This window comes from Micromonospora sp. NPDC048999, from assembly GCF_040649295.1.
Lineage (GTDB): Bacteria > Actinomycetota > Actinomycetes > Mycobacteriales > Micromonosporaceae > Micromonospora.
This window is the reverse complement of the sequence record NZ_JBEZFI010000002.1, coordinates 243,313-262,114: the sequence shown is the minus strand read 5'-3', so window position 1 is coordinate 262,114 and position 18,802 is coordinate 243,313. Positions and strand designations below refer to the sequence as shown.

The window sequence follows — 18,802 nt, the reverse complement described above, 5'->3', positions numbered from 1 at the left end:
CATCCTCGTGACGACCGCAGAAGCCGCCTGGGGCATCGGCCTGGCCACGATCACCGCTGACGACCTGGTGCTCGACACCTGGTACCCGACCGGCAAGCTCGGGCTCGGCGAGCTGCCGCTCGTCCCCGGGGAGGACGAGGCCGACGTCCTCGACCTGCCGCCCGGCGCGGTCGGCGAGCGGGCGCTGCCCGGTCTGCGTACGGTCCAGGTGGTCACCGTGATCGGCTCGCTGGACGACCCGATCAAGGACGCCGCCGACGCGTACCTCCGGTTGCACCTGCTCTCCCACCGCCTGGTGCGCCCCAACGAGCTCAACCTCGACGGCATCTTCGGCAAGCTGGCCAACGTGGCCTGGACCTCGGCCGGGCCGTGCCCGCCGGAGCGGGTGGACGAGCTGCGCGTCATCGAACGCGCCGCCGGCCGCCACCTCGCGGTGTACGGAGTGGACAAGTTCCCCCGGATGACCGACTACGTGGTCCCCGCCGGGGTACGGATCGCCGACGCGGACCGGGTTCGGCTCGGCGCCCACCTGGCCGCCGGCACCACCGTGATGCACGAGGGCTTCGTCAACTTCAACGCCGGCACGCTGGGCACCTCGATGGTCGAGGGCCGGATCGTGCAGGGCGTGGTGGTCGGCGACGGCTCCGACATCGGCGGCGGCGCCTCGATCATGGGCACCCTCTCCGGCGGCGGCACCGCGCGGGTGCGGATCGGTGAGCGGAGCCTGATCGGCGCGAACGCCGGGGTGGGCATCTCGCTCGGCGACGACTGCGTGGTGGAGGCCGGCTGCTACATCACCGCCGCGTCGAAGATCACCCTGCCGGACGGCCGGGTGGTCAAGGCCCGCGAGCTCTCCGGCGTGGACGGCCTGCTCTTCTGGCGCAACTCGGTCACCGGGGCACTGGAGGCGAAGCCGCGGACCGGCCGGGGCATCGAGCTGAACGCCGCCCTGCACGCCAACGACTGACCCGGTCCGGGTCCGCGGCGGGAAAACCGCGGACCCGGACCGGCTGACTTACCGCAGACGGTACGCCTGGATGATCCGCGTGGTCACCGTGTTGCCGGCGCTGTCCCGCGCGGTGGCGCGCAGCGAGACGTAGCCGTGGCCGGCGGGGTGCCGGACGTCGGCCGTCCAGCCCGCGCCCTGCTTGTGCAGGTCCGCCTTGCGCCAGGTCCGCCCGCCGTCGTACGAGACGTCGACGGTGAGCGCCGCTACCTTGGCGGCCGGCGCACCGGGCTGCCGTTGCACCGTCACCGGGATGTTGAACGCCCGGCCGGCCGGTGCGCTGTTGTCGGCCGCCAGCGACGGCGCGAAGCGGACCGCCATGGCCGGCAGCCGCGTCCAGTCGTCACCCGGGACGTGCTTCGAGCGGAACGTCCAGGCGGTCGACACCTCGCTGCTCAGGTCGGTGAAGCGCCGTGTGGCGAAGGTCTCCAGCCGGTAGTTGGCCACGCCCGGCGGGACGTTGAACTCGCCGTACCCGGCGTCCGGCTGCTCGTCAAGCAGCCTGCCGTTGCGATACAGCGCGGTCCGCTCGGTGTCGTTGACCGAACCGCCTGGATGCCCGGCGGCGTCGCTGTGCGTCGGCAGGTTGACAACGATCGTGTCGCCGTTGCGCGTCACGCCCTGCCTCGGCCTGTCCGGCTGCGGGAACGACGGCCCGTACGGCGCGGAGTTCCACTCCTCCTGGTAGCTCCCGCCGGCTCGGTACCGGGTCGGCACCGACGCCAGCACCGCCCTCGTCTCGTACCAGCCGTCCTCACCGGGGCCGCCGAACTCGGTCAGGGAACGCCACCTCGTCCGGCTCGCGTTGTAGTACTCGATGCGCCGGCCGGGGACGGTCACCGGCAGGACCGCCGCCGAGGCGTAGCCGAGGTCGTAGTCCGACTCGGGGACGACCGCCCGCAGGATCGTCGCCAGCCCCGGATCGCCGCCACGGAACCGGTGCGTCACGGTGGCCAGGTCCGCCGGCTGGTATTGCCGTACGTACCCGGTCGGCCAGCGGCCGGGGAAGTGCTCGTTGAGGGCGTAGAAGTACGGGCTGGCCGAGTACCTCGCCGCGGCCCACTGGCTGGCCAGCGTGCCGACGAAGCGCGAGTCGGAGACGTTCTTGCCGAGTTGGGCGCTGTACAGCCCGTCGAAGCTGTCCGCCCAGAGCGACCAATTGTATGGGTGGCCGTCGGCCAGCCAGGTCGCCGTAAAGTCGATCCACACCGGGACGGCCCCGCGTTGCGGCACGTTGGTCCGGACCGGCTTCGCCAGTCGGGCGTCGAGGGTGATCCGCTGGTCGCGGTCCACCATCAGCTCGGGCTGGACCAGCATGGACAGCTCGGACCAGTCCTCGCCGTCCGGCCGGTAGAGCAGGCTCGCCACGCCGTACCGCCCCTTGGGCAGGCGGAGCCGCGTCTCGCCGCCCTGCCCCCACAGGTAGTACCGACGCCCCGGGTCGTCCAGATTGCTCAGGACGGTGTCGTAGTCAGCGGTGAGCGCGCCGGCCCGGTCCCGGTGGACGACCGTCAGGTCGTAGCTCTCCACCTCGCGGTTGACGGCCAACGGGGTGACCGCCACCACCGCGCCAGCGCGGGCGACCAGCCGCCCGGTCCAGTCGCCGTCCACCCCGCCGAGCTGGGTGTCCACGGTGACCGTCACCTGTGCGGCGCCGCCCGCCGGTACGTCGAGCCGGGACGTACTGAGGTTGAACATCCCGGTCGGCGCGGTGCGCCCGTCCGGGCCGGTCACCTCTGTGCCCAGGTCGACGATGAGCGGGCCGCTGCCGGAGTTGCGGTAGGTGACCGTCCGAGCGATCGGCTGGTTGCGGTCGTGCGGCCAGGCCGCCATGCCGAACGAGACGCTGACCGGATCGCTGGTCACCTCCTCGGTGATCGCGTGCGCGATGTCGACCCGTCCCGCACCCTGCTGGAACACCGTCTGGCCCGGGTGCGGCTTCGCGGAGGCCATCAGGGTGGCCTTGTACCGAGCGGCCGTCCAGCCGGGGTGCTGCTGGGCCAGCAACGCCGCCGCGCCGGCCACGTGCGGGGTGGCCATCGAGGTGCCGGAGAGGGCCACGTACCTCTCCCCCGGGTTGCCGATGGCGCCGTGAGCGGCCCGGGCTGCCAAGATGTCTACGCCGGGGGCGGTGATGTCCGGCTTGATGGCGCCGTCGCGGGTGCGCGGCCCACGGCTGGAAAAGTCGGCCAGTTCGTCGTTCCGGTCGACCGCCCCCACGGCCAGCGCTGCGTCGGCGGTGGCCGGCGAGCCGACCGAGCCGTCCGGGCCGTCGTTGCCAGCCGCGACGACGAAGAGCGTTCCGTACTGCTCGGTCAACGTCTCGATCGCCTGCTCAAGCGGGTCGATCTCCGGACTGACCCCGCCGCTGAGGCTCATGTTGACCACGGTGGCGTGCTTCTCCGCCGCAGCCCACTGCATGCCGGCGAGGATCGCCGAATCGGAGCAGTACTCGTCCTCGCAGACCTTGCCGGAAAGCAGGGTGACGTCGGGAGCGACACCCCGGTATCGGCCGGCGGAGGCGGCCCCGCTGCCGGCGATGGTCGACGCGACGTGGGTACCGTGCCCGATCAGGTCGTCCGCCTCCGCCGCCACGCTGAAGTTGCGCGACTCGGCGACCTTGCCGGCCAGGTCGGGGTGGGTGAGGTCGACGCCGGTGTCGAGCACCGCGACCGTCACCCCCTTCCCGGTCCAGCCGCCGGCCCAGGCGGCGGGCGCGCCGATCTGCGGAACGCTGTGGTCGAGGGTCACCCGTCGCCGGCCGTCCAGCCAGATCCGGTCGACGCCCCCCGCCGCGTCGGCCCGGAGGCCGGCCCGGCCGGCGGCGGACGCCGCAGCCCAGACCGCGCCGACGTCGGCCTTCGGCGCGACCAGCGCCGCGCCGCCGATCACCGGCAGCTCACGGATCACCCGCGCGCCGGCGACCGGGGACGCCGCGCGCCGGGCCAACCCAGGCGGGTACGACACCAGCAGCGGCAGCGTGTCCCGGTGGGCGTCGTCGTAGCCGGACGCGATCAGCTCGGTGACGTCGAACAGCCGCCGATCGACCCGGCCGGCCCGGACCAGCGGCAGCGCGTCCTGCGGGACAACGGTGAGGTGATCGCGTTCCCGACCGACCAGGAAGTGGATGCCGGCCCGGTCGGCGGCGGGGCGTACCGCGGCGTCGCCGGAGGCGGTCACGGTGACCTGGTCGCCGGTGATCAGGGTGACGGTGGCGGACCGGCCGGCATCCGCCGGGGCGTCGGCGCGGGCGGCCGGGCCGGTCCCCGGCGCGGCGGACGCCGACCCGGGTACGCCGAGCGCCAGCCCCAGGGTGAGGCCGACCCCGGCTAGTTTCCTTCTGTTACGGAGCAACATTCCTCCTTCAACGGGCGTCCCCATCGATGTGAGGCACATCGACGGCGGAGCCCAGGATTGCATACTGAGTATGCAAAGAAAAGCCCACAATCCCACACACAGGGCCGCGCAACGGCGTCCCGGCGCGGCATGATCCTCCGATGAGGACCATGAAGGAACGCATGCTCGCCGGTGACCTGTACATCGCCGACGATCCGGAGATCGCCGCCGACCTGGACCGGGCGGCCCGGCTCACCGAACGCTTCAACACCGGCTCCGCCGACGACCCGGAGGGCCGGCTCGCCACCCTGCGGGAGCTGCTCGGCTCGCTCGGCGAGAGCGCCTGGGTCCGGCCACCGTTCCAATGCGACTACGGCTGGCAGACCCACATCGGGCCGCGCAGCTTCGTCAACTTCAACGCGGTCTTCCTCGACGTCGCCCGGATCACCATCGGCGCCGACGTCCAGATCGGGCCGAACGTGCAGCTCCTGACGGCCACCCATCCGATCGAGCCGGCGGCCCGGCGGGACAAGTGGGAGTCGGCCCGACCGATCACCATCGGCGACAACGTCTGGCTCGGCGGCGGGGTCATCGTGCTGGCCGGCGTCAGCATCGGCGACAACACGGTGGTCGGCGCGGGTGCCGTGGTGACGAGGGACCTGCCGCCCAACGTGGTTGCCGTGGGTAATCCCGCTCGCCCCGTACGCACCCTGGAACAAGCCATCTGAGCTGCTAAAACGACACTTCCGATGGGGTGCGGTTCGGCACTGGAAGATGCACTCTGGGTAGTAGGGCTTCCCAGGGGGCAGCGATGATGGAACGGGTGCTCGAACTTCGGGTGCACGGGGTGTCGAACACTCCACCCGACCAACTGCTCGGTCTGCGTCCCGCCCCGGGCGGCGACGGGCCACAGCCCTGGCTCGTCGCCGGCGACGCGGTCACCGGCTTCTACCGCTCCACCACCACCGGCTCCGACGACCCGATCACCGTCGAGGCGTACAGCTGGGGGCAGTTGACCTCCGGCGCGCGGACCGCACGGGACGTCGAGCGGGCGCTGTGGACGCTGCTGCTGCCCTTCGCGCTGGCCAACGTGGCGCTCTACGCCCGCACCGGCATCCCGCCCGACCCGGACCGGGAACGCTGGCGCAGCCGCTCCGGCATCACGGCGTGGCTCATCCGGCTGTTCGGCCTGAGCCTCACCGGCACCCTGGTGATCGCGGTGACCGGGGTCGGCGTCAACCTGCTCGCCTGGCAGTGCGTCGGCCAGGGCTGCCTGGACCATCTCCCCGGCCCGTGGGACTTCCTCGCCGGCGGCTGGTGGCGCCAGGGCACCCGGGCGCTCGCCGTCGGCCTGCTGCTGCCACTGCTCCTGCTGATGCTGATCGGCGCGGTCGCCTGGCGCACCTACCAGTACGAGGCGGAGATGCCCGCCGACCCCCGCCCTCGGCCAACGGCTCGCGAGCCGCAGCCGCTGGTCGAGCCCGAGCCACTGGAGAATCCGCTCCAGGATCCGACCTTCTGGTGCGGCGAGGGGCAGCTACGCCGGGCCGCCGTCCTGCACCTCTGCGCCGGGGCCGTGATCGCCGCGGCGGTGCCGGTCACCGGGGTGATCGTCATGGACCCGCCGCGGGGTCTGCGGGCCGCCGTCGCCTGGCCGACCGTCGCCGTGCTCGCCACGGTCGTGGCGATCGCCGTGGTCGCGCTCGGCCGGCCCTGGCTCACCCGCCGGCAGGGCCACACCCCGCTGGGCCGGTGGAGCGCGACGGTGGCGGTGCTCACCGGGCTGGGCCTGCTCGGCACCTTCCTGCTCCTGCTGCTCCCCGACGGCCCCGCCGGGCGACTGTTTGCCGACCTCCGGCAGCCGACCGGCTGCGTCCGGGATCCCGGCATCATCGGCTGCGAGGTCGACCGTTCGCTGCCCGGGTACGACACGATCGTCGTCTGGCTCGCCACCTACCAGGCGCTGCTGCTGATGGCGATCGGCGCGGTGACCCGGTCCGGGCGGCGGGCGCTGATCACCCCGGTGGCCGGCGGCATGCTGCTGCCGCTCGGGCTGGTGTGGACCGAGCGGGGGCTGCCCGGCCTGCCGGCGGCCCCCGCCGGGCTGCGGCCCTGGATGCTGGCCGTGCCGGCCATCGCCGTCGCGGTGACCGGCCTGCTGCTGCCGCGCACCGGGCCCGCCGTGGCCGAGCGGTCGCCGGACCCGGACGGTGGCCTCGCCTGGGGCGGGCGGGGACCGGCGATCATCGCCGGCTTCGGCTGGATGCTGGCGGCCGCCTACTGCGCCGGACTGCTGCACTGGTGCAGCAGCCTGCTCGACAGCCGGACCGGCCCGGGCGGACGGGTGACACCCCCACCGGCGGTGTCCTGGGCGGGGCTGGCCTGCGTGATCGCCCTGCTCGCACTCGTCGGCCTGCTGATCCGGGCCGCCCTCCTCTTCCGCCGCCTGCGCGCGGCCGAGTACGCCACCCTGACCGCGACCGCCGAGGACCTCTCCGCCCACGACCTGCGCCGCTGCCACGACGTCAGCACGTTCCGGGCACTGCACCGACTCGTCGGCGAGCACGCGATCCGGCTGGTCGGCCGCTATGCCGCCGGCTCGGCGGCGCTGGTGGCCCTCTGCTGCGCGGCGGCGCTCTCCGGCGGCCGACCCAGCTCGCGGGTCCCGTCCGGCTGGCAGATCCTCGTCGACTGGACGGCCAACCTCGGGGGATGGCTGCTCGGCTGGCTTCCGCTGGTAGTCGCCGCCCTCGGCCTGCTGGTCTACCGCAACGACACGGTCCGCCGGTCGGTCGGCGTGATCTGGGACATCGGCACATTCTGGCCACGCGCCGCGCACCCGCTCGCCCCGCCCAGCTACGCCGAGCGCGCGGTGCCGGAACTCCAGACCCGGATCGCAGGCCTGCTGGCGCTCACCGAGCACGACCCCCGCCGGATGGATGGGGTGATCCTCTCCGGGCACAGCCAGGGCACCGTCATCTGCGCCGCCACGCTGCTCCAGCTCGCCCGTCGGTGGCGGCGGCGGATCTGGTTCTTCTCGTACGGCTGCCAGTTCACCCGGCTCTACGGCCGGGTCTTCCCGGCGTACTTCGGGCCGGCCCGGCTGCGGGTGCTCACCCGGGCGCTGACCTGGCCCGGTGACGGCATCGCCTGGACCAACTTCTGGCGCCCCACCGACCCGCTGGGCTGGCAGGTCAGCGCCGGCGAGCGGGACGTGCCGGTCGCCGACCCGGAGGCGCTGCACCCCAGCGGGGGTGAGGTGGTTGACCCGCCGATCCGCAACCACAGCGGCTACCCGGACGCGGTGGAGTTCGCCCGCGAACGGGCGCTGGTGGCCCGGCTGCTCCGCCGGACCGTGCCGTCACCCCGGCAGGGGGTCGACTAGCCGGACCACCAGGTCGGCCCGCTCGGCGGTGCCGGCGACCCGGGCGGCGTTCGCCTCGTCGCTACCCAGCGCCCAGGCGCGCGCCTGCTCCGGGGTCTTACCGTAGGCCTCGTGCCGGGCGGTCAGCCGGCGCTGCCGCAGCTCGACGTCCAGGTCGAGGAACCAGGCCTGGTGCAGCAGGGAACGCACCTCGTCCCACGGGTCCTCGCGCAGCAACAGGTAGTTGCCCTCGGTCACCACCAACCGGACCTCGGGCGGCACCTCAATCGCCCCGGCGACCGGCTCCTCCAGGTCGCGGCGGAACATCGGCGCCCACACCGAGGTCGGCTCCAGCCGATGCAGCCGCCGCATGGTGGCGACGAAGCCGTTGGCGTCGAAGGTGTCCGGGGCGCCCTTGCGCTCCGCCCGACCCAGCCGGACCAGCTCAGACTGGGCCAGGTGGAAGCCGTCCATCGGCACCAGCCGAGCGGCCGACCCGACCTCGGCGACGATCCGCTCGGCCAGGGTGGACTTGCCCGCGCCGGGCGCGCCGGCGATGCCGAGCAACTGCCGCGGCCCGGCGGCGGCCAGCGCCCGGGCCCGGGTCACCAGCTCGTCGAGCGGGAGCACCTGTGCCGGCGGCATCAGCCGAGCGCCGGCTCGCTGATGGTGAACCGGGCCTCGACCGCCGCCTGCACGGGCTGCGGGCGGGGATCCAGCTCCAGCTCGGGCGGGGCGCCGCCGGCCATGCCGCCGGAGCCGGCGGCCCGGGCCAGCATCGGCGGGGCGGCGGCCAGGCCGGTGTCGGCCAGCTCGAGCAGGCCGGTCACCCGGGCGCCGAGCGCCTCCGCGTACTCCCGGGCGCGGGCCAGCGCATCCGCGATGGCGGCGTGCCGCGCCTCGCGGTACGCCGGGCTGTCCGGCCGCAGCGACCACCACGGGCCAGCCACCTCGACCTGCTCCTGGTCGGCCAGGCGGAGCATCAGCTCGCCCAGCGCGGTGAAGTCGGCGACCGTGACGGTCGTGGTGACGCTGCCGTGGTGCGCCACCACCCGCTCACCGGAACGCTTCGTCTCCGGCCAGACCCGGAGCTGGCCGGTCTCCCGCCGCTCCACGGCCGGCCCGGCCCCGTCCAGCAGCACCCGGACGGCGGCGGCCCGCTCGGCCAACCGGGTCAGCGTGGTCTCCCGGTCCCGGTCCCGAGCGGACGCGGTGACCGTGAACCGGGCCAGCTCGGGCGCGACCTCCCGGTACGCCTCGCCGCGTACCGCCACCACAGGTGCGTCCGCCATGCCCCTCACCCTAGGCCAGGCAGCTGGGCCGTGTAGCTGACCGCGCCGGCCGCCACGTGGCAGCCGATGAGGTGCCCGCCGGCCGCGCCCAGCTCCCGGATGTACGCCAGCTCCCCCGCGTGCTCGGCGGTGGCCGGGAACTCGCGCCGCTGGGTGGTGTACGAACGGCTGCCCAGCGCGGCCCGGGCCGCCCGGGCCTCGTCGAGCCGAGCGGTGAGCGCCTCGGCGTCCCCGGCTGTCAGCGCGTCGCACAGCTCGTCGAGGAAGCGTTGGACCGCGCCCAGCTCGGCCAGCACCCGGTCGCGATTGCCGAGCAACATGTTCGCCGTCCGCACCGGCGGGCCACCGGCCACCCGGGTGCCGTCGGTGAAGCTGCCGGCGGCCAGCGCCAGCACCGCGTCGCGCAGCGCCGCCCGCTGCACGGCCCCAGCCAGCGCGCCGGCGAGCAGGTGTGGCACGTGCGAGGCGAGCGCCGCGGCGGTGTCGTGCTCCGGCGCGGACATCGGCACCACCCGGGCGTGGAAGACGTCGATGAGCAGCGCGGTGAGCCGGCGGAACGCGGCCAGCCCGGTCGGCCCCGGGCAGAGCACCCAGGCGGCCCCGTCGAGCAGGTCCGAGGAGGCGGCGGCGACGCCGGCCCGGTCGGCGCCGGCCATCGGGTGGCCGGGCACGAACCGGTGCCCGAGCCCCTGCGCGGTGGCGACGGTGGCCACGTCCGCCTTGATGCTGCCCACGTCGGTGAGCACGCACCGGTCGTCGGTGACCCCGGCCACCCGGGTCAGCATCGCAGGCAGGGTGGGCAGGGGGCCACAGAGGAAGACGACGTCCCGGCCGGCGACCGCCTCCTCCAAGGCGTCCGGGGCGGCGATGCCCCGCTCGGCGGCGAACCGACGGGTCGCCGGGTCCGGATCCCAGCCGGCGACGTCGAGCCCGGCGTCCCGGAGCCGGAGCAGCACCGAGCCACCGATCAGACCGGTGCCGACCACCGCCGCCCGCCGCTGCCCGCCCATGCCCACCTCGGGGTCCCGTCGTACGGGGCCGGGTCGGCCCCACTGGAAGTCCCGCCGAGGATATCGCCCGGGCCTCGCGTGGTGGCCGCCGAACGCAAGGGGTGCGGGCGGGCGGAAGGATGTTGCCCGAGCGGCGCGCACGTCGTACGGTCCCCGGACGGCTCGTCCGGGTTCGGGGCGGGCACCTCACCTCTCAGGGAAGGAAACGAATGTCCGCGACGTACCGGGCGCTCGCCTCGGTGGTCATGTTGGTCGGCTTCTACGTCGTCGCGCTGCTTCAGCTCGCCGCCGTCGCCGCGCTCGGGGTCTGGCTGTTCGGCCACACCAACGGCCTGCTGACCAGCAAGCTTCTGCTCCCGCTGGTGGCCGCGCTCGGCGCGGTCGCCGTCGGGCTCTGGAAGGCGATCCGCACGAAGAACGAGCCGGCACCCGGCCTGATCCTGGGTGAGCGGGAAGCGCCACAGCTCTGGGCCACCGTGCGGGAGTTGGCCACCGCGGTCGGCACCCGCGCGCCCGACGAGATCCGGCTGGTGCCGGAGGTGAACGCGGCGGTCGGCGAGCAGAGTCGACTGCTCGGCCTGATCGGTGGCCGGCGCACCCTCTACGTCGGACTGCCGCTGCTGCAGGCGATGCGGGTCGACCAGCTCCGCTCGGTGCTCGCGCACGAGCTGGGCCACTACTCGGGCCGGCACACCCGGCTCGGCGGGATCGCCTACCGGGGCCGGCTGGCCATCGGGGGGACCATCGAGCGGATCAGCCGGCGCAACCCGATCGGCTGGGTCTTCCGGGGCTACGCGAGGCTCTACCTGCTGGTCGACAACGCGGCGTCCCGCCGGCAGGAGCTGGAGGCCGACCGGGCGTCGGTGCGGCTCGCCGGCCACGAGGCCGCCACCTCCGCGCTGCGTACGCTGCCCGCGCTCGACGCGGCCTGGGCGTTCTACATGAACGCGTACGTCGAGTCGGGCTGGTCGGCCGGGCTCGCGCCGAACGACCTCTTCGGCGGTTTCGCCCAGCTGATCGAGGCCCGCCGGGACGAGATCGACGAGCTGCGGGAGAACGCGCCCGAGCAGGAGGCGTCCCGCTGGGACACCCACCCGCCGATCGGCGTACGGGTCGCCGCGATGGGTGACGCGCCGGCGGAGCAGGCGCGGCCGGACGACCGGCCGGCCTCGATCATGCTCGCCGACGTGGCGACCGCCGGACGGCAGCTCCAGGAGCTGGTGGTCGAGCACGGCTCGCGGCGGATCCTGCCCTGGCCCGAGTTCATCGCCGAGGCGGTGGCCGCCGGGGTGCAGCAGCGGGCGGACGGCATCTACCGGGCGGCCGGCCGCTTCACCGGCACCGCGTCCCCGGGCCTGCCGACAGTGCTGGAGCTGATCCGCGCCGGCCGGCTCGGCGAGTTCGCCGAGCAGTTCTTCCCCGACGCCACCCGGAAGGAGGCGGCGGTCGCCTTCGCCGGCCCGATGGAGACGCTGCTCGACAACGCGGCGGTCCGCTCGGGGCGGGCCCGGTGGCAGCTTTCCTGGTCCGCGCCGGCCCGGCTGGTCGGCCCGGACGGTGAGCCGTGGGACCTGGCCGAGGTCGCCAAGCTGGCGGTGTCGCCGCAGACGCTGGACGAGGCGCTGTCCCGCCTCGTTGAGCGGGGCGTCGACGCGGCGCAGGCGACGGTGGTGCAGGCCCGGGCGTCGGCGCGTGACGCCGACCTGATCGGCGGGCTGGCCAACATCAAGATCGACGGTCGGGAGCACGACGTGCTCGTGCTGGACAACGGGCTCGTCCTGATTCCCGAGCCGGGCAGGTCCAGCGAAGGCGAGAAGCGGCTCACGGAGCTGGTCAGCGCGGAGCCGGTGGGCGAACTGGCCGCCCGGCACCCGTACCTGCCGTACGAGGAGATCACCTCGGTCGAGGTGACGCGGGAGGTGCCGCTGAAGGCGACCCTGACCCTGTACGACGGCCGAACCGTGCAGGTGCAGGAGTTGATGTCCAGCGAGTTCCTGGAGAAGCACAGCCGGGACACCCTGCTACGGGTGTTCGAGCGAATCAACGACTGACAGAGACGTGGCGGCCGGTCCCTGCATGATTCACGGGGCCGGCCGCCACGCCAACGGTCAGGGCTGGGCGAGCCGATCGGCGACGGCCGCGATGTGCTCGTCGGACTCGGTCAGCGCCACCCGGACGTGCCGGGCGCCGGCCGGGCCGTAGAAGATCCCGGCGGCAACCAGGATGCCCCGCCGGGCCAGCCAGTCGACGGTGTCCCAGCAGTCCTCGTCGCGGGTCAGCCAGAGGTAGAGGCCGGCCTCGGAGTGTTCGACGGTGAAGCCGGCGTCGGTGAACGCGGCGCGCAGCCGCTCCCGCCGGCGCCGGTACCGCTCCCGCTGCTCGTCGGCGTGCGCCTGGTCGCCCAGCGCGGCCACCATCGCCGCCTGCACCGGGGCGGGCACGATCATGCCGGCGTGCTTACGGATCTTGAGCAGCTCGGCCACCAGGGCAGGGTCACCGGCCACGAACCCGGCCCGGTAGCCGGCCAGGTTGGAGCGCTTGGAGAGCGAGTGCACCGCCAGCACACCCTCGTACGACCCGCCGCAGACCTCGGGCGACAGGACCGAGACCGGCTCGGCGTCCCAGCCGAGCGGGAGGTAGCACTCGTCGCTGGCGACCACGGCACCGCGCTCGCGCGCCCAGTCGACCACCTTGCGCAGATGGGTGGCGGGCAGCACCCGACCGGTCGGGTTGCCGGGCGAGTTGACCCAGACCAGCCGTACCCGGGAGGTGGGACCGACCGCGGTCAGCGAGTCGGTGCGTACCGTGGTGGCGCCGGCCAGCCGGGCGCCGTCCTCGTAGGTCGGGTAGGCGATCGACGGCACCACGACCACGTCGCCGGGGCCGGCGCCGAGCAGCGTGGGCAGCCAGGCGACCAACTCCTTGGAACCGATCGTGGGCAGCACGCCGAGCCCGTCGACGCCCGCGCCGCACGCCCGGGCCACCCAGGCCGCGATGGCGTCCCGCAGCACTGGGGTGCCGGCGGTCAGCGGGTAGCCGGGCGCGTCCGACGCGTCCGCGAGGGCCTGCCGGATCACCGGGGGCACCGGGTCGACAGGCGTGCCCATCGAGAGGTTGATGAGACCGTCCGGGTGCGCCGCGGCCATCGTGGCCGCGGCGTCCAGGGTGTCCCAGGTGAAGTCGGGCAGCCGCGACGAGACCGGCGCGGGCCGGTTCAGTGGCCCTCTCCGCGCGGCGGCTGGGCGGCGACGAACGTCGCGTCCTTCTCCACCTTGCCGATCTTGGAAGCGCCACCGGGCGAGCCGAGGTCCTCGAAGAACTCGTAGTTCGCCGCGGTGTAGTCCTTCCACTGCTCCGGGACGTCGTCCTCGTAGAAGATCGCTTCGACCGGGCAGACCGGCTCACAGGCACCACAGTCGACGCACTCGTCGGGGTGGATGTAGAGCATCCGGTTGCCCTCGTAGATGCAGTCGACGGGGCACTCCTCGATGCATGCCTTGTCGAGCACATCCACGCACGGCTCGGCGATGATGTAGGTCACCGGATCTTCTCCTCCGCAAGACTCGTCGCGATCACCGCGACGCTAAGAGCCTAGTATCTCGCCGGGGAGGAGGTCGATCGTGCTCCGACAGCAGGACGTGGGACACCGGATCGTGGTCCGGCGAATTGTGGGTATTCGCGAAGGCCGGCCGCTCTTCTCCGACGCCCTCGGCGAGCTGGTCGAGCTGAGCGAGACCCACATCACGTTGACCACCGACCGGGGTCGGCTGCGGGTTCCGGTCGACGAGGTGCACCGGGCGAAGCGCGTACCGCCGGCCCGTCGGCCGACCGCCACCGCCGTACTCGCCGTGGAGCTGGCCGCCGACGAGGCGTGGCCGGCCCCGGTCCGCGGCCGGCTCGGCGACTGGCTGCTGCGCAGCGCGGCCGGCTGGACCGGGCGGGCGAACTCGGCGCTGCCTGTCGGCGACCCGGACCGCCCGCTGCCCGCCGCGCTGGACGCGGTGCAGCGCTGGTACGCCGACCACGGCCAGCCGGCCCTGGTGAACACCCCGCTGCCGCTGGCCACCCCGGTCGGCGCGGAGCTGGACACGCGGGGCTGGGCCGCCCGACCGCCGGTGCTGGTGCAGACCGCCGCGCTCGGCGCGCTGCCGCCCGGCTCGCCCGCGCGTGTCGACCTTCCGCCGGTCGAGCTGACCGACTCGCCGTCGGACGCCTGGCTCGCCGTCGTCGCCGGCCGCAAGGGCGACCTGCCGGACGCCGCCCGGCACGTGCTCACCGCCGTGGACCGGGCCCGCTTCGCCCACGTGTACGCCGATGGTCAGCTGCTCGCCATCGGCCGGGGCACGGTCACCGGCGAGCGGCGGTGGCTCGGCCTGACCCTGATCGAGGTGCTGCCCGAGGCACGCCGGCAGGGGCTGGCCGGCCGGGTGGTCCGCGCCCTGGTCGACTGGGGCGTGGCGGAGGGCGCCACGCACGCCTTCCTGCAGGTCGAGCAGCGCAACACGCCCGCCGTGGCCCTCTATCGGGGGCTCGGCTTCACCACCCACCACACCTACCTGACCCGGGTCGCCCCGGCCTGAGCGCGGGTCAGCGGCGGACGACCTTGCGCGGCTTGGCGGCCTTCAGCTCGGCGAACCGCTTGAGCTGCTGGGAACGGTGATCCCGGCCGAGCGCGGTGAGGCTCAGGTAGCCCACCAGCACGCCGGCCCCGGTGGCCGCCGCGTAGAGCCAGATCTGGGCGAAGAAGAGGCCGGCGCCCCCACCGAACGGGTTCTCGCCGACCAGCAGCGGGCCGATGAACACGGTCAGCGCCAGCGCCGCCCCGACCGCGACGGCCAGGTCGCCGATCAGGCGGCTCGCCGGCCGGTCGGCACCCCAGCGGAAGGCCAGCACGGCGAGGACCAGCCCGATCACCAGGAACATCGCCAGGGAAACGCGGTCGTTGGCGGTGTCATTGTCCGGAAAGGCAAACTTGATCAACAGCCGAGCCACCACGTTCACCACGAACAGCGCCGCCGCCAGCACACCGACGGCACCCCACCGCTCCCGCATCGCACGTCTCCCGCCATCACCCGTCCGCCCCGACGACGGACTCCTTGGCAGGAATATCTACCACCGTTACCTGTGCGTCGTCAGTACCCGTCAGTCGACGGCCGGCGGCACGACCAGCTGCCGGAAACCCAGCACCGCGAAGGTGACCGCGCCGGCCACGATCATCCCCAGGCCGATCACGTTGTCGCCGGTGAGCACGAGGTCGCCTTCGGTGGTCTTGACTGAGCCCGCGACGACGACCAAGAACCAGGACAGGGCGGGCAGCACCACCGCCCAGCGGGTGCCGACCACGGCGTGCGCGAACCAGCCCACCAGGACCGTCAGCACCACCACCGCGGCGATGCCGCCCACCGCCAGTGAGGTGCCGACCACCCCTTCGGCCAGGCCGCCGGGGCGGCCCTTCATCACTTCCCAGGCCCAGGTGGCGAAGATCAGCTCCAGTACCGCGGCGAGCAGGCCCGCCCAGATCGCCACGACGCCGCCGCCGATCCGCAGGGCAACGTCCAGGGGCCGCGCCGACCTCGTGGGCGGCTCGGTGGGCGGCGGCTCGGCGGCGACCGGCATCGGCACGGCCGGCAGCGTCACCGTGCGCCGGCCGTGGCGACCGGGGACCGGTCCGGCCCGTCCAGCGGCAGCCCGGCGAAGAGGTCGTCCTCCCAGCCGTACGGGCCGGCGCCCGGCCCCTTCTCGCCGACCGCGAGGTTGAAATATTCCACGCCCATGAACTCGCCGCCGAAGTTGCCGGCGATCGAGTAGAGCCAGGAGGTGGCCGGGATCTGGGTGGCGTGCGCCCGCATCGCCGCCTCCTTCGCGACGTGCTGGTCGGTGGCGTCGATCCGCGCGGCGATCTCCGGGTCGGGCGTGCCGAACGGCAGGTCGTCGACGCTGTTGACGCCGGCGAACGGGTTGTCCAAGGACTCGGTGAACGCGTTCAAACCGGCCTCCAGCACGCTGCGCGGCATCGCCGTCCAGTAGACCTTCGCCGGGGCGATCCCCTCGGCGGTGGCCAGCTCGTGTGCGCGCATCGCCACCCGGTGCGCCTGGATGTGGTCGGGGTGGCCGTAGAAGCCGTTGGGGTCGTACGTGATCATGACCTGCGGGCGGACCTCGCGCATGATTTCCACCAGGTACCCGGCGGCCTCGTCGAGGTCGGCCCGCCAGAAGGCCCGGGGGTGCTCGTTGGTGGCCAGGCCCATCATGCCGGAGTCCCGGTAGCGGCCCGCGCCGCCGAGGAAGCGGTGGTCGGTGACGCCGAGCGCGGCGCAGGCGGCGGCCAGCTCGCCGATCCGGTAGCCGCCGAGCTGGTCGGCCTCGGCCGCGACGAGCTGGGCCAGCTCCGGTACGTGGATCTCGCCCTCCTCGCCGAGGGTGCAGGTCACCAGGGTGACGTGAGCGCCGGTGGCGGCGTAGTGCGCCATCGTCGAGCCGGTGCCGATGGACTCGTCATCGGGGTGCGCGTGGACCAGCAGCAGGCGTCGGTCGGGCAGCGTCGTCACGAGCGTCACTCTATCCGGCGGTCCTGCCCCGGCGATGCTCACGCGTCCGCGTAGGTCGGCCACATCACGCGCGGCCCGGTCTTACGATCCGAGTTGTGGACTTTCCCGAGCTGGCCGCCCGTACCCGTCGGTTCAGCCACGGGGCGCCGCGCGCCGTCTCCGTCGCGGACGACGGCTCCCGGGTGATCTTCCTGCGCTCATCGGGACCGGAGGACCCGGCCGACGCGCTCTGGCTGCTCGACGTCGCCTCCGGCGAGGAGCGGCTGGTCGCCGACCCGGCGGTGCTGCTCGGCTCCGAGGGCGAGCCGGCCCCGCTGGCGCCGGGCGAACGCGCGCTGCGCGAGCGGCTGCGGCTCAGCGCCGGCGGCATCGGCTCCTACGCGCTCGACGGGGCCGGCCGGGTGGCCGCGTTCGCGCTGGCCGGCCGGCTGTTCCGGGCCGACCTGGTGCACGGCGACGTGGTCGAGGTGGCCGCCGTCGGCCCGGTGATCGACCCACGCCCCGACCCGACCGGCGAGCGGCTGGCCTACGTCACCGACGCCGCCGAGGGGATCCGCCGGGGCCAACTGCGGGTGGTCGAGCCGGACGGCGCCGACAACCTGCTCGCCGGCGAGGACAGCGGGGTGACCTGGGGGCTCGCCGAGCACATCGCCGCCGAGGAGTTCGACCGCTACCGCGGCTACTGGTGGGCCCCGGACGGGCGCTCGGTGCTGGCCGCCCGGGTGGACGAGTCCCGGCTGCCGCACTGGCACCTGCACGACCCGGCCGACCCGGCGAGCCCGCCGACGACCGTCGCGTACCCCCAGGCGGGCGGGCCGAACGCCGAGGTCAGCCTGCACCTGCTCGACCTCGACGGCGGCTGGGTCGACGTGCACTGGGACCGCGAGACCTACCCGTACCTGACCTCGGTCGGCTGGGCCGACGGCGGGCCGCTGATCACCGTGCTGCGCCGGTCACAGCAGCACGGCCTGGTGCTCGCGGTGGACCCGCGTACCGGGGAGACGCAGGTGCACGCCGAGCTGGCCGACCCGCGCTGGGTGGAGCCGATCCCCGGCACCCCGGCGCACCTGCCCGACGGTCGGGTGCTGGTCGGCGGCGAGCTGGCCCACGACGGGTACGACGCCCGCTGCCTGTTCGCCGACGGCACCCTGCTCACCCCGCCCTCGCTCTACGTACGCCGGGTGGTGGGGCGGCTGCCGGGCGGCGGGAACGCCCCGGCGGACCTGCTGGTGGAGGCGAGCGAGGGCGAGCCGAGCCAGCGCCACCTCTACCGGGTCCGGACGGTGATCGGCGGCGGGGTGGACGCCCGCCGGATGGGCAGCGACCCGGGCTGGCACACCGCCGCGATCGGCGGCACCACGCTGGTGGTCGGCGCCGCGTCGCTGGAGCACCCGGGCACCAGCTGGTCGGTGTGGCACGGCGACCGGGAGGTGGGGAGACTCCGCTCGCTGGCCGCGACCCCGCCGTACGCGCCGCGGCCGACCATGGTGCGGGTGACCGACCGGCGGCTGCCGAGCGCGGTGCTCTACCCGTCGGAACACGTCAAGGGCACGAAGCTGCCGGTGCTGCTGGACGTGTACGGCGGGCCGGGGCATCAGGAGGTGGTCGCCGCGCGGGCGGCCTGGCTGGAGCGGCAGTGGTGGGCCGACCAGGGCTTCGCGGTGGTGACCATCGACAACCGGGGCACCCCGGGCGTCGCCCCGTCGTTCGAGAAGGCGATCCACCGACGGGTGGCCGACGTGATCCTGACCGACCAGGTCGACGCGCTGACCGCGCTCGCCGGCAAGCACCCGGACCTGGACCTGGCCCGGGTGGCGGTCCGAGGCTGGTCGTTCGGCGGCTGGCTGGCCGGGCTGGCGGTGCTGCGCCACCCGGAGCTGTTCCGCTGCGCGATCGTCGGCGCCCCGGTCACCGACTGGACGCTGTACGACACCGCGTACAGCGAGCGCTACCTGGGCCTGCCTGACGACGGCATGGACGTCTACGCCCACCACTCGCTTGTCGAACTGGCCGCCGAGCCGGTCGGCGACCCGGCGCAGGCCCGGCCGATGCTGCTGGTGCACGGCCTGGTCGACGACAACGTGGTGGCCGCGCACACGCTGCGCCTCTCGGCGGCGTTGCTGACCGCCGGCCGGCCGCACGCGGTGCTGCCGCTGACCGGGGCCTCCCACATGGCCGCCGGGGGCGTCGCCGAGCACCTGCTACGCCTGGAGCTCGACTTCCTCCGCCGGAATTTGTAAGCAGGG

15 protein-coding genes are annotated in these 18,802 nt (G+C 74.1%); 6 read left to right on the top strand and 9 right to left on the bottom strand.

Going from position 1 to position 18,802, the window contains the following annotated elements; all coding sequences use genetic code 11:
• Nucleotides 1-7 precede the first annotated feature (7 nt).
• Complete coding sequence (dapD, locus tag AB0C02_RS05645; RefSeq protein ID WP_357541505.1) at nucleotides 8-967, top strand: 2,3,4,5-tetrahydropyridine-2,6-dicarboxylate N-succinyltransferase; 960 nt, start codon at nucleotides 8-10, stop codon at nucleotides 965-967.
• Nucleotides 968-1,015: 48 nt separating this feature from the next.
• Here the strand turns inward: dapD and AB0C02_RS05640 are convergent, their stop codons facing one another.
• Nucleotides 1,016-4,363 (bottom strand): S8 family serine peptidase, encoded by a 3,348-nt coding sequence (locus tag AB0C02_RS05640; RefSeq protein WP_357541503.1) that lies wholly within the window; start codon nucleotides 4,361-4,363, stop codon nucleotides 1,016-1,018.
• Nucleotides 4,364-4,503: 140 nt separating this feature from the next.
• Between AB0C02_RS05640 and AB0C02_RS05635 the strand changes: the two genes are divergently transcribed.
• Together AB0C02_RS05635 and AB0C02_RS05630 are read left to right on the top strand one after the other, a co-directional pair.
• A complete protein-coding gene (locus tag AB0C02_RS05635) occupies nucleotides 4,504-5,070 on the top strand; it encodes a sugar O-acetyltransferase (RefSeq protein ID WP_357541501.1) in 567 nt (188 codons plus the stop codon).
• A gap of 86 nt (nucleotides 5,071-5,156) precedes the next feature.
• Nucleotides 5,157-7,727, top strand: a complete 2,571-nt coding sequence (locus AB0C02_RS05630; protein ID WP_357541812.1) for a hypothetical protein — start codon at nucleotides 5,157-5,159, stop codon at nucleotides 7,725-7,727.
• On the opposite strand, the gene AB0C02_RS05625 is transcribed toward AB0C02_RS05630, so the two are convergent.
• Genes AB0C02_RS05625 through AB0C02_RS05615 form a run of 3 tightly spaced genes read right to left on the bottom strand, consistent with a single transcriptional unit; the run spans nucleotide 7,704 to nucleotide 10,008 of the window.
• Entirely contained in the window at nucleotides 7,704-8,351 is a 648-nt protein-coding gene (locus AB0C02_RS05625) for a nucleoside/nucleotide kinase family protein (protein ID WP_357541499.1), read from the bottom strand. The two genes, AB0C02_RS05630 and AB0C02_RS05625, sit on opposite strands and share 24 nt — an antisense overlap.
• Nucleotides 8,351-8,998 (bottom strand): SIMPL domain-containing protein, encoded by a 648-nt coding sequence (locus tag AB0C02_RS05620; protein ID WP_357541497.1) that lies wholly within the window; start codon nucleotides 8,996-8,998, stop codon nucleotides 8,351-8,353. Before AB0C02_RS05620 ends, AB0C02_RS05625 begins: the two co-directional genes overlap by 1 nt.
• A 5-nt stretch (nucleotides 8,999-9,003) precedes the next feature.
• Nucleotides 9,004-10,008 carry a prephenate dehydrogenase/arogenate dehydrogenase family protein gene (locus tag AB0C02_RS05615; protein WP_357541495.1) on the bottom strand — a complete coding sequence of 335 codons (1,005 nt, stop codon included), beginning with the start codon at nucleotides 10,006-10,008 and terminating at the stop codon, nucleotides 9,004-9,006.
• A 209-nt stretch (nucleotides 10,009-10,217) separates the two neighbouring features.
• Between AB0C02_RS05615 and AB0C02_RS05610 the strand changes: the two genes are divergently transcribed.
• On the top strand, nucleotides 10,218-12,059 hold the full coding sequence (locus AB0C02_RS05610; protein ID WP_357541493.1) for a M48 family metallopeptidase: 1,842 nt from the start codon (nucleotides 10,218-10,220) through the stop codon (nucleotides 12,057-12,059).
• A 57-nt stretch (nucleotides 12,060-12,116) separates the two neighbouring features.
• Here the strand turns inward: AB0C02_RS05610 and dapC are convergent, their stop codons facing one another.
• Both dapC and fdxA read right to left on the bottom strand, forming a co-directional pair.
• Entirely contained in the window at nucleotides 12,117-13,226 is a 1,110-nt protein-coding gene (dapC, locus tag AB0C02_RS05605) for a succinyldiaminopimelate transaminase (RefSeq protein WP_357541810.1), read from the bottom strand.
• On the bottom strand, nucleotides 13,223-13,549 hold the full coding sequence (gene fdxA, locus AB0C02_RS05600; RefSeq protein ID WP_088992046.1) for a ferredoxin: 327 nt from the start codon (nucleotides 13,547-13,549) through the stop codon (nucleotides 13,223-13,225). Before fdxA ends, dapC begins: the two co-directional genes overlap by 4 nt.
• Nucleotides 13,550-13,628: 79 nt before the next feature.
• Here fdxA and AB0C02_RS05595 point away from each other — a divergent pair, with 79 nt between their 5' ends.
• Complete coding sequence (locus AB0C02_RS05595; protein ID WP_357541491.1) at nucleotides 13,629-14,588, top strand: GNAT family N-acetyltransferase; 960 nt, start codon at nucleotides 13,629-13,631, stop codon at nucleotides 14,586-14,588.
• Nucleotides 14,589-14,595: 7 nt separating this feature from the next.
• On the opposite strand, the gene AB0C02_RS05590 is transcribed toward AB0C02_RS05595, so the two are convergent.
• The 3 genes from AB0C02_RS05590 to mshB all read right to left on the bottom strand — a co-directional run bounded on the left by AB0C02_RS05590 (nucleotide 14,596) and on the right by mshB (nucleotide 16,565).
• A complete protein-coding gene (locus tag AB0C02_RS05590) occupies nucleotides 14,596-15,060 on the bottom strand; it encodes a hypothetical protein (protein ID WP_357541489.1) in 465 nt (154 codons plus the stop codon).
• A gap of 90 nt (nucleotides 15,061-15,150) precedes the next feature.
• Nucleotides 15,151-15,624 (bottom strand): hypothetical protein, encoded by a 474-nt coding sequence (locus AB0C02_RS05585; protein ID WP_357541808.1) that lies wholly within the window; start codon nucleotides 15,622-15,624, stop codon nucleotides 15,151-15,153.
• A gap of 17 nt (nucleotides 15,625-15,641) precedes the next feature.
• On the bottom strand, nucleotides 15,642-16,565 hold the full coding sequence (mshB, locus tag AB0C02_RS05580; RefSeq protein WP_357541487.1) for an N-acetyl-1-D-myo-inositol-2-amino-2-deoxy-alpha-D-glucopyranoside deacetylase: 924 nt from the start codon (nucleotides 16,563-16,565) through the stop codon (nucleotides 15,642-15,644).
• Nucleotides 16,566-16,651: 86 nt separating this feature from the next.
• Between mshB and AB0C02_RS05575 the strand changes: the two genes are divergently transcribed.
• Complete coding sequence (locus AB0C02_RS05575) at nucleotides 16,652-18,796, top strand: prolyl oligopeptidase family serine peptidase (RefSeq protein ID WP_357541485.1); 2,145 nt, start codon at nucleotides 16,652-16,654, stop codon at nucleotides 18,794-18,796.
• Nucleotides 18,797-18,802: the final 6 nt, after the last annotated feature.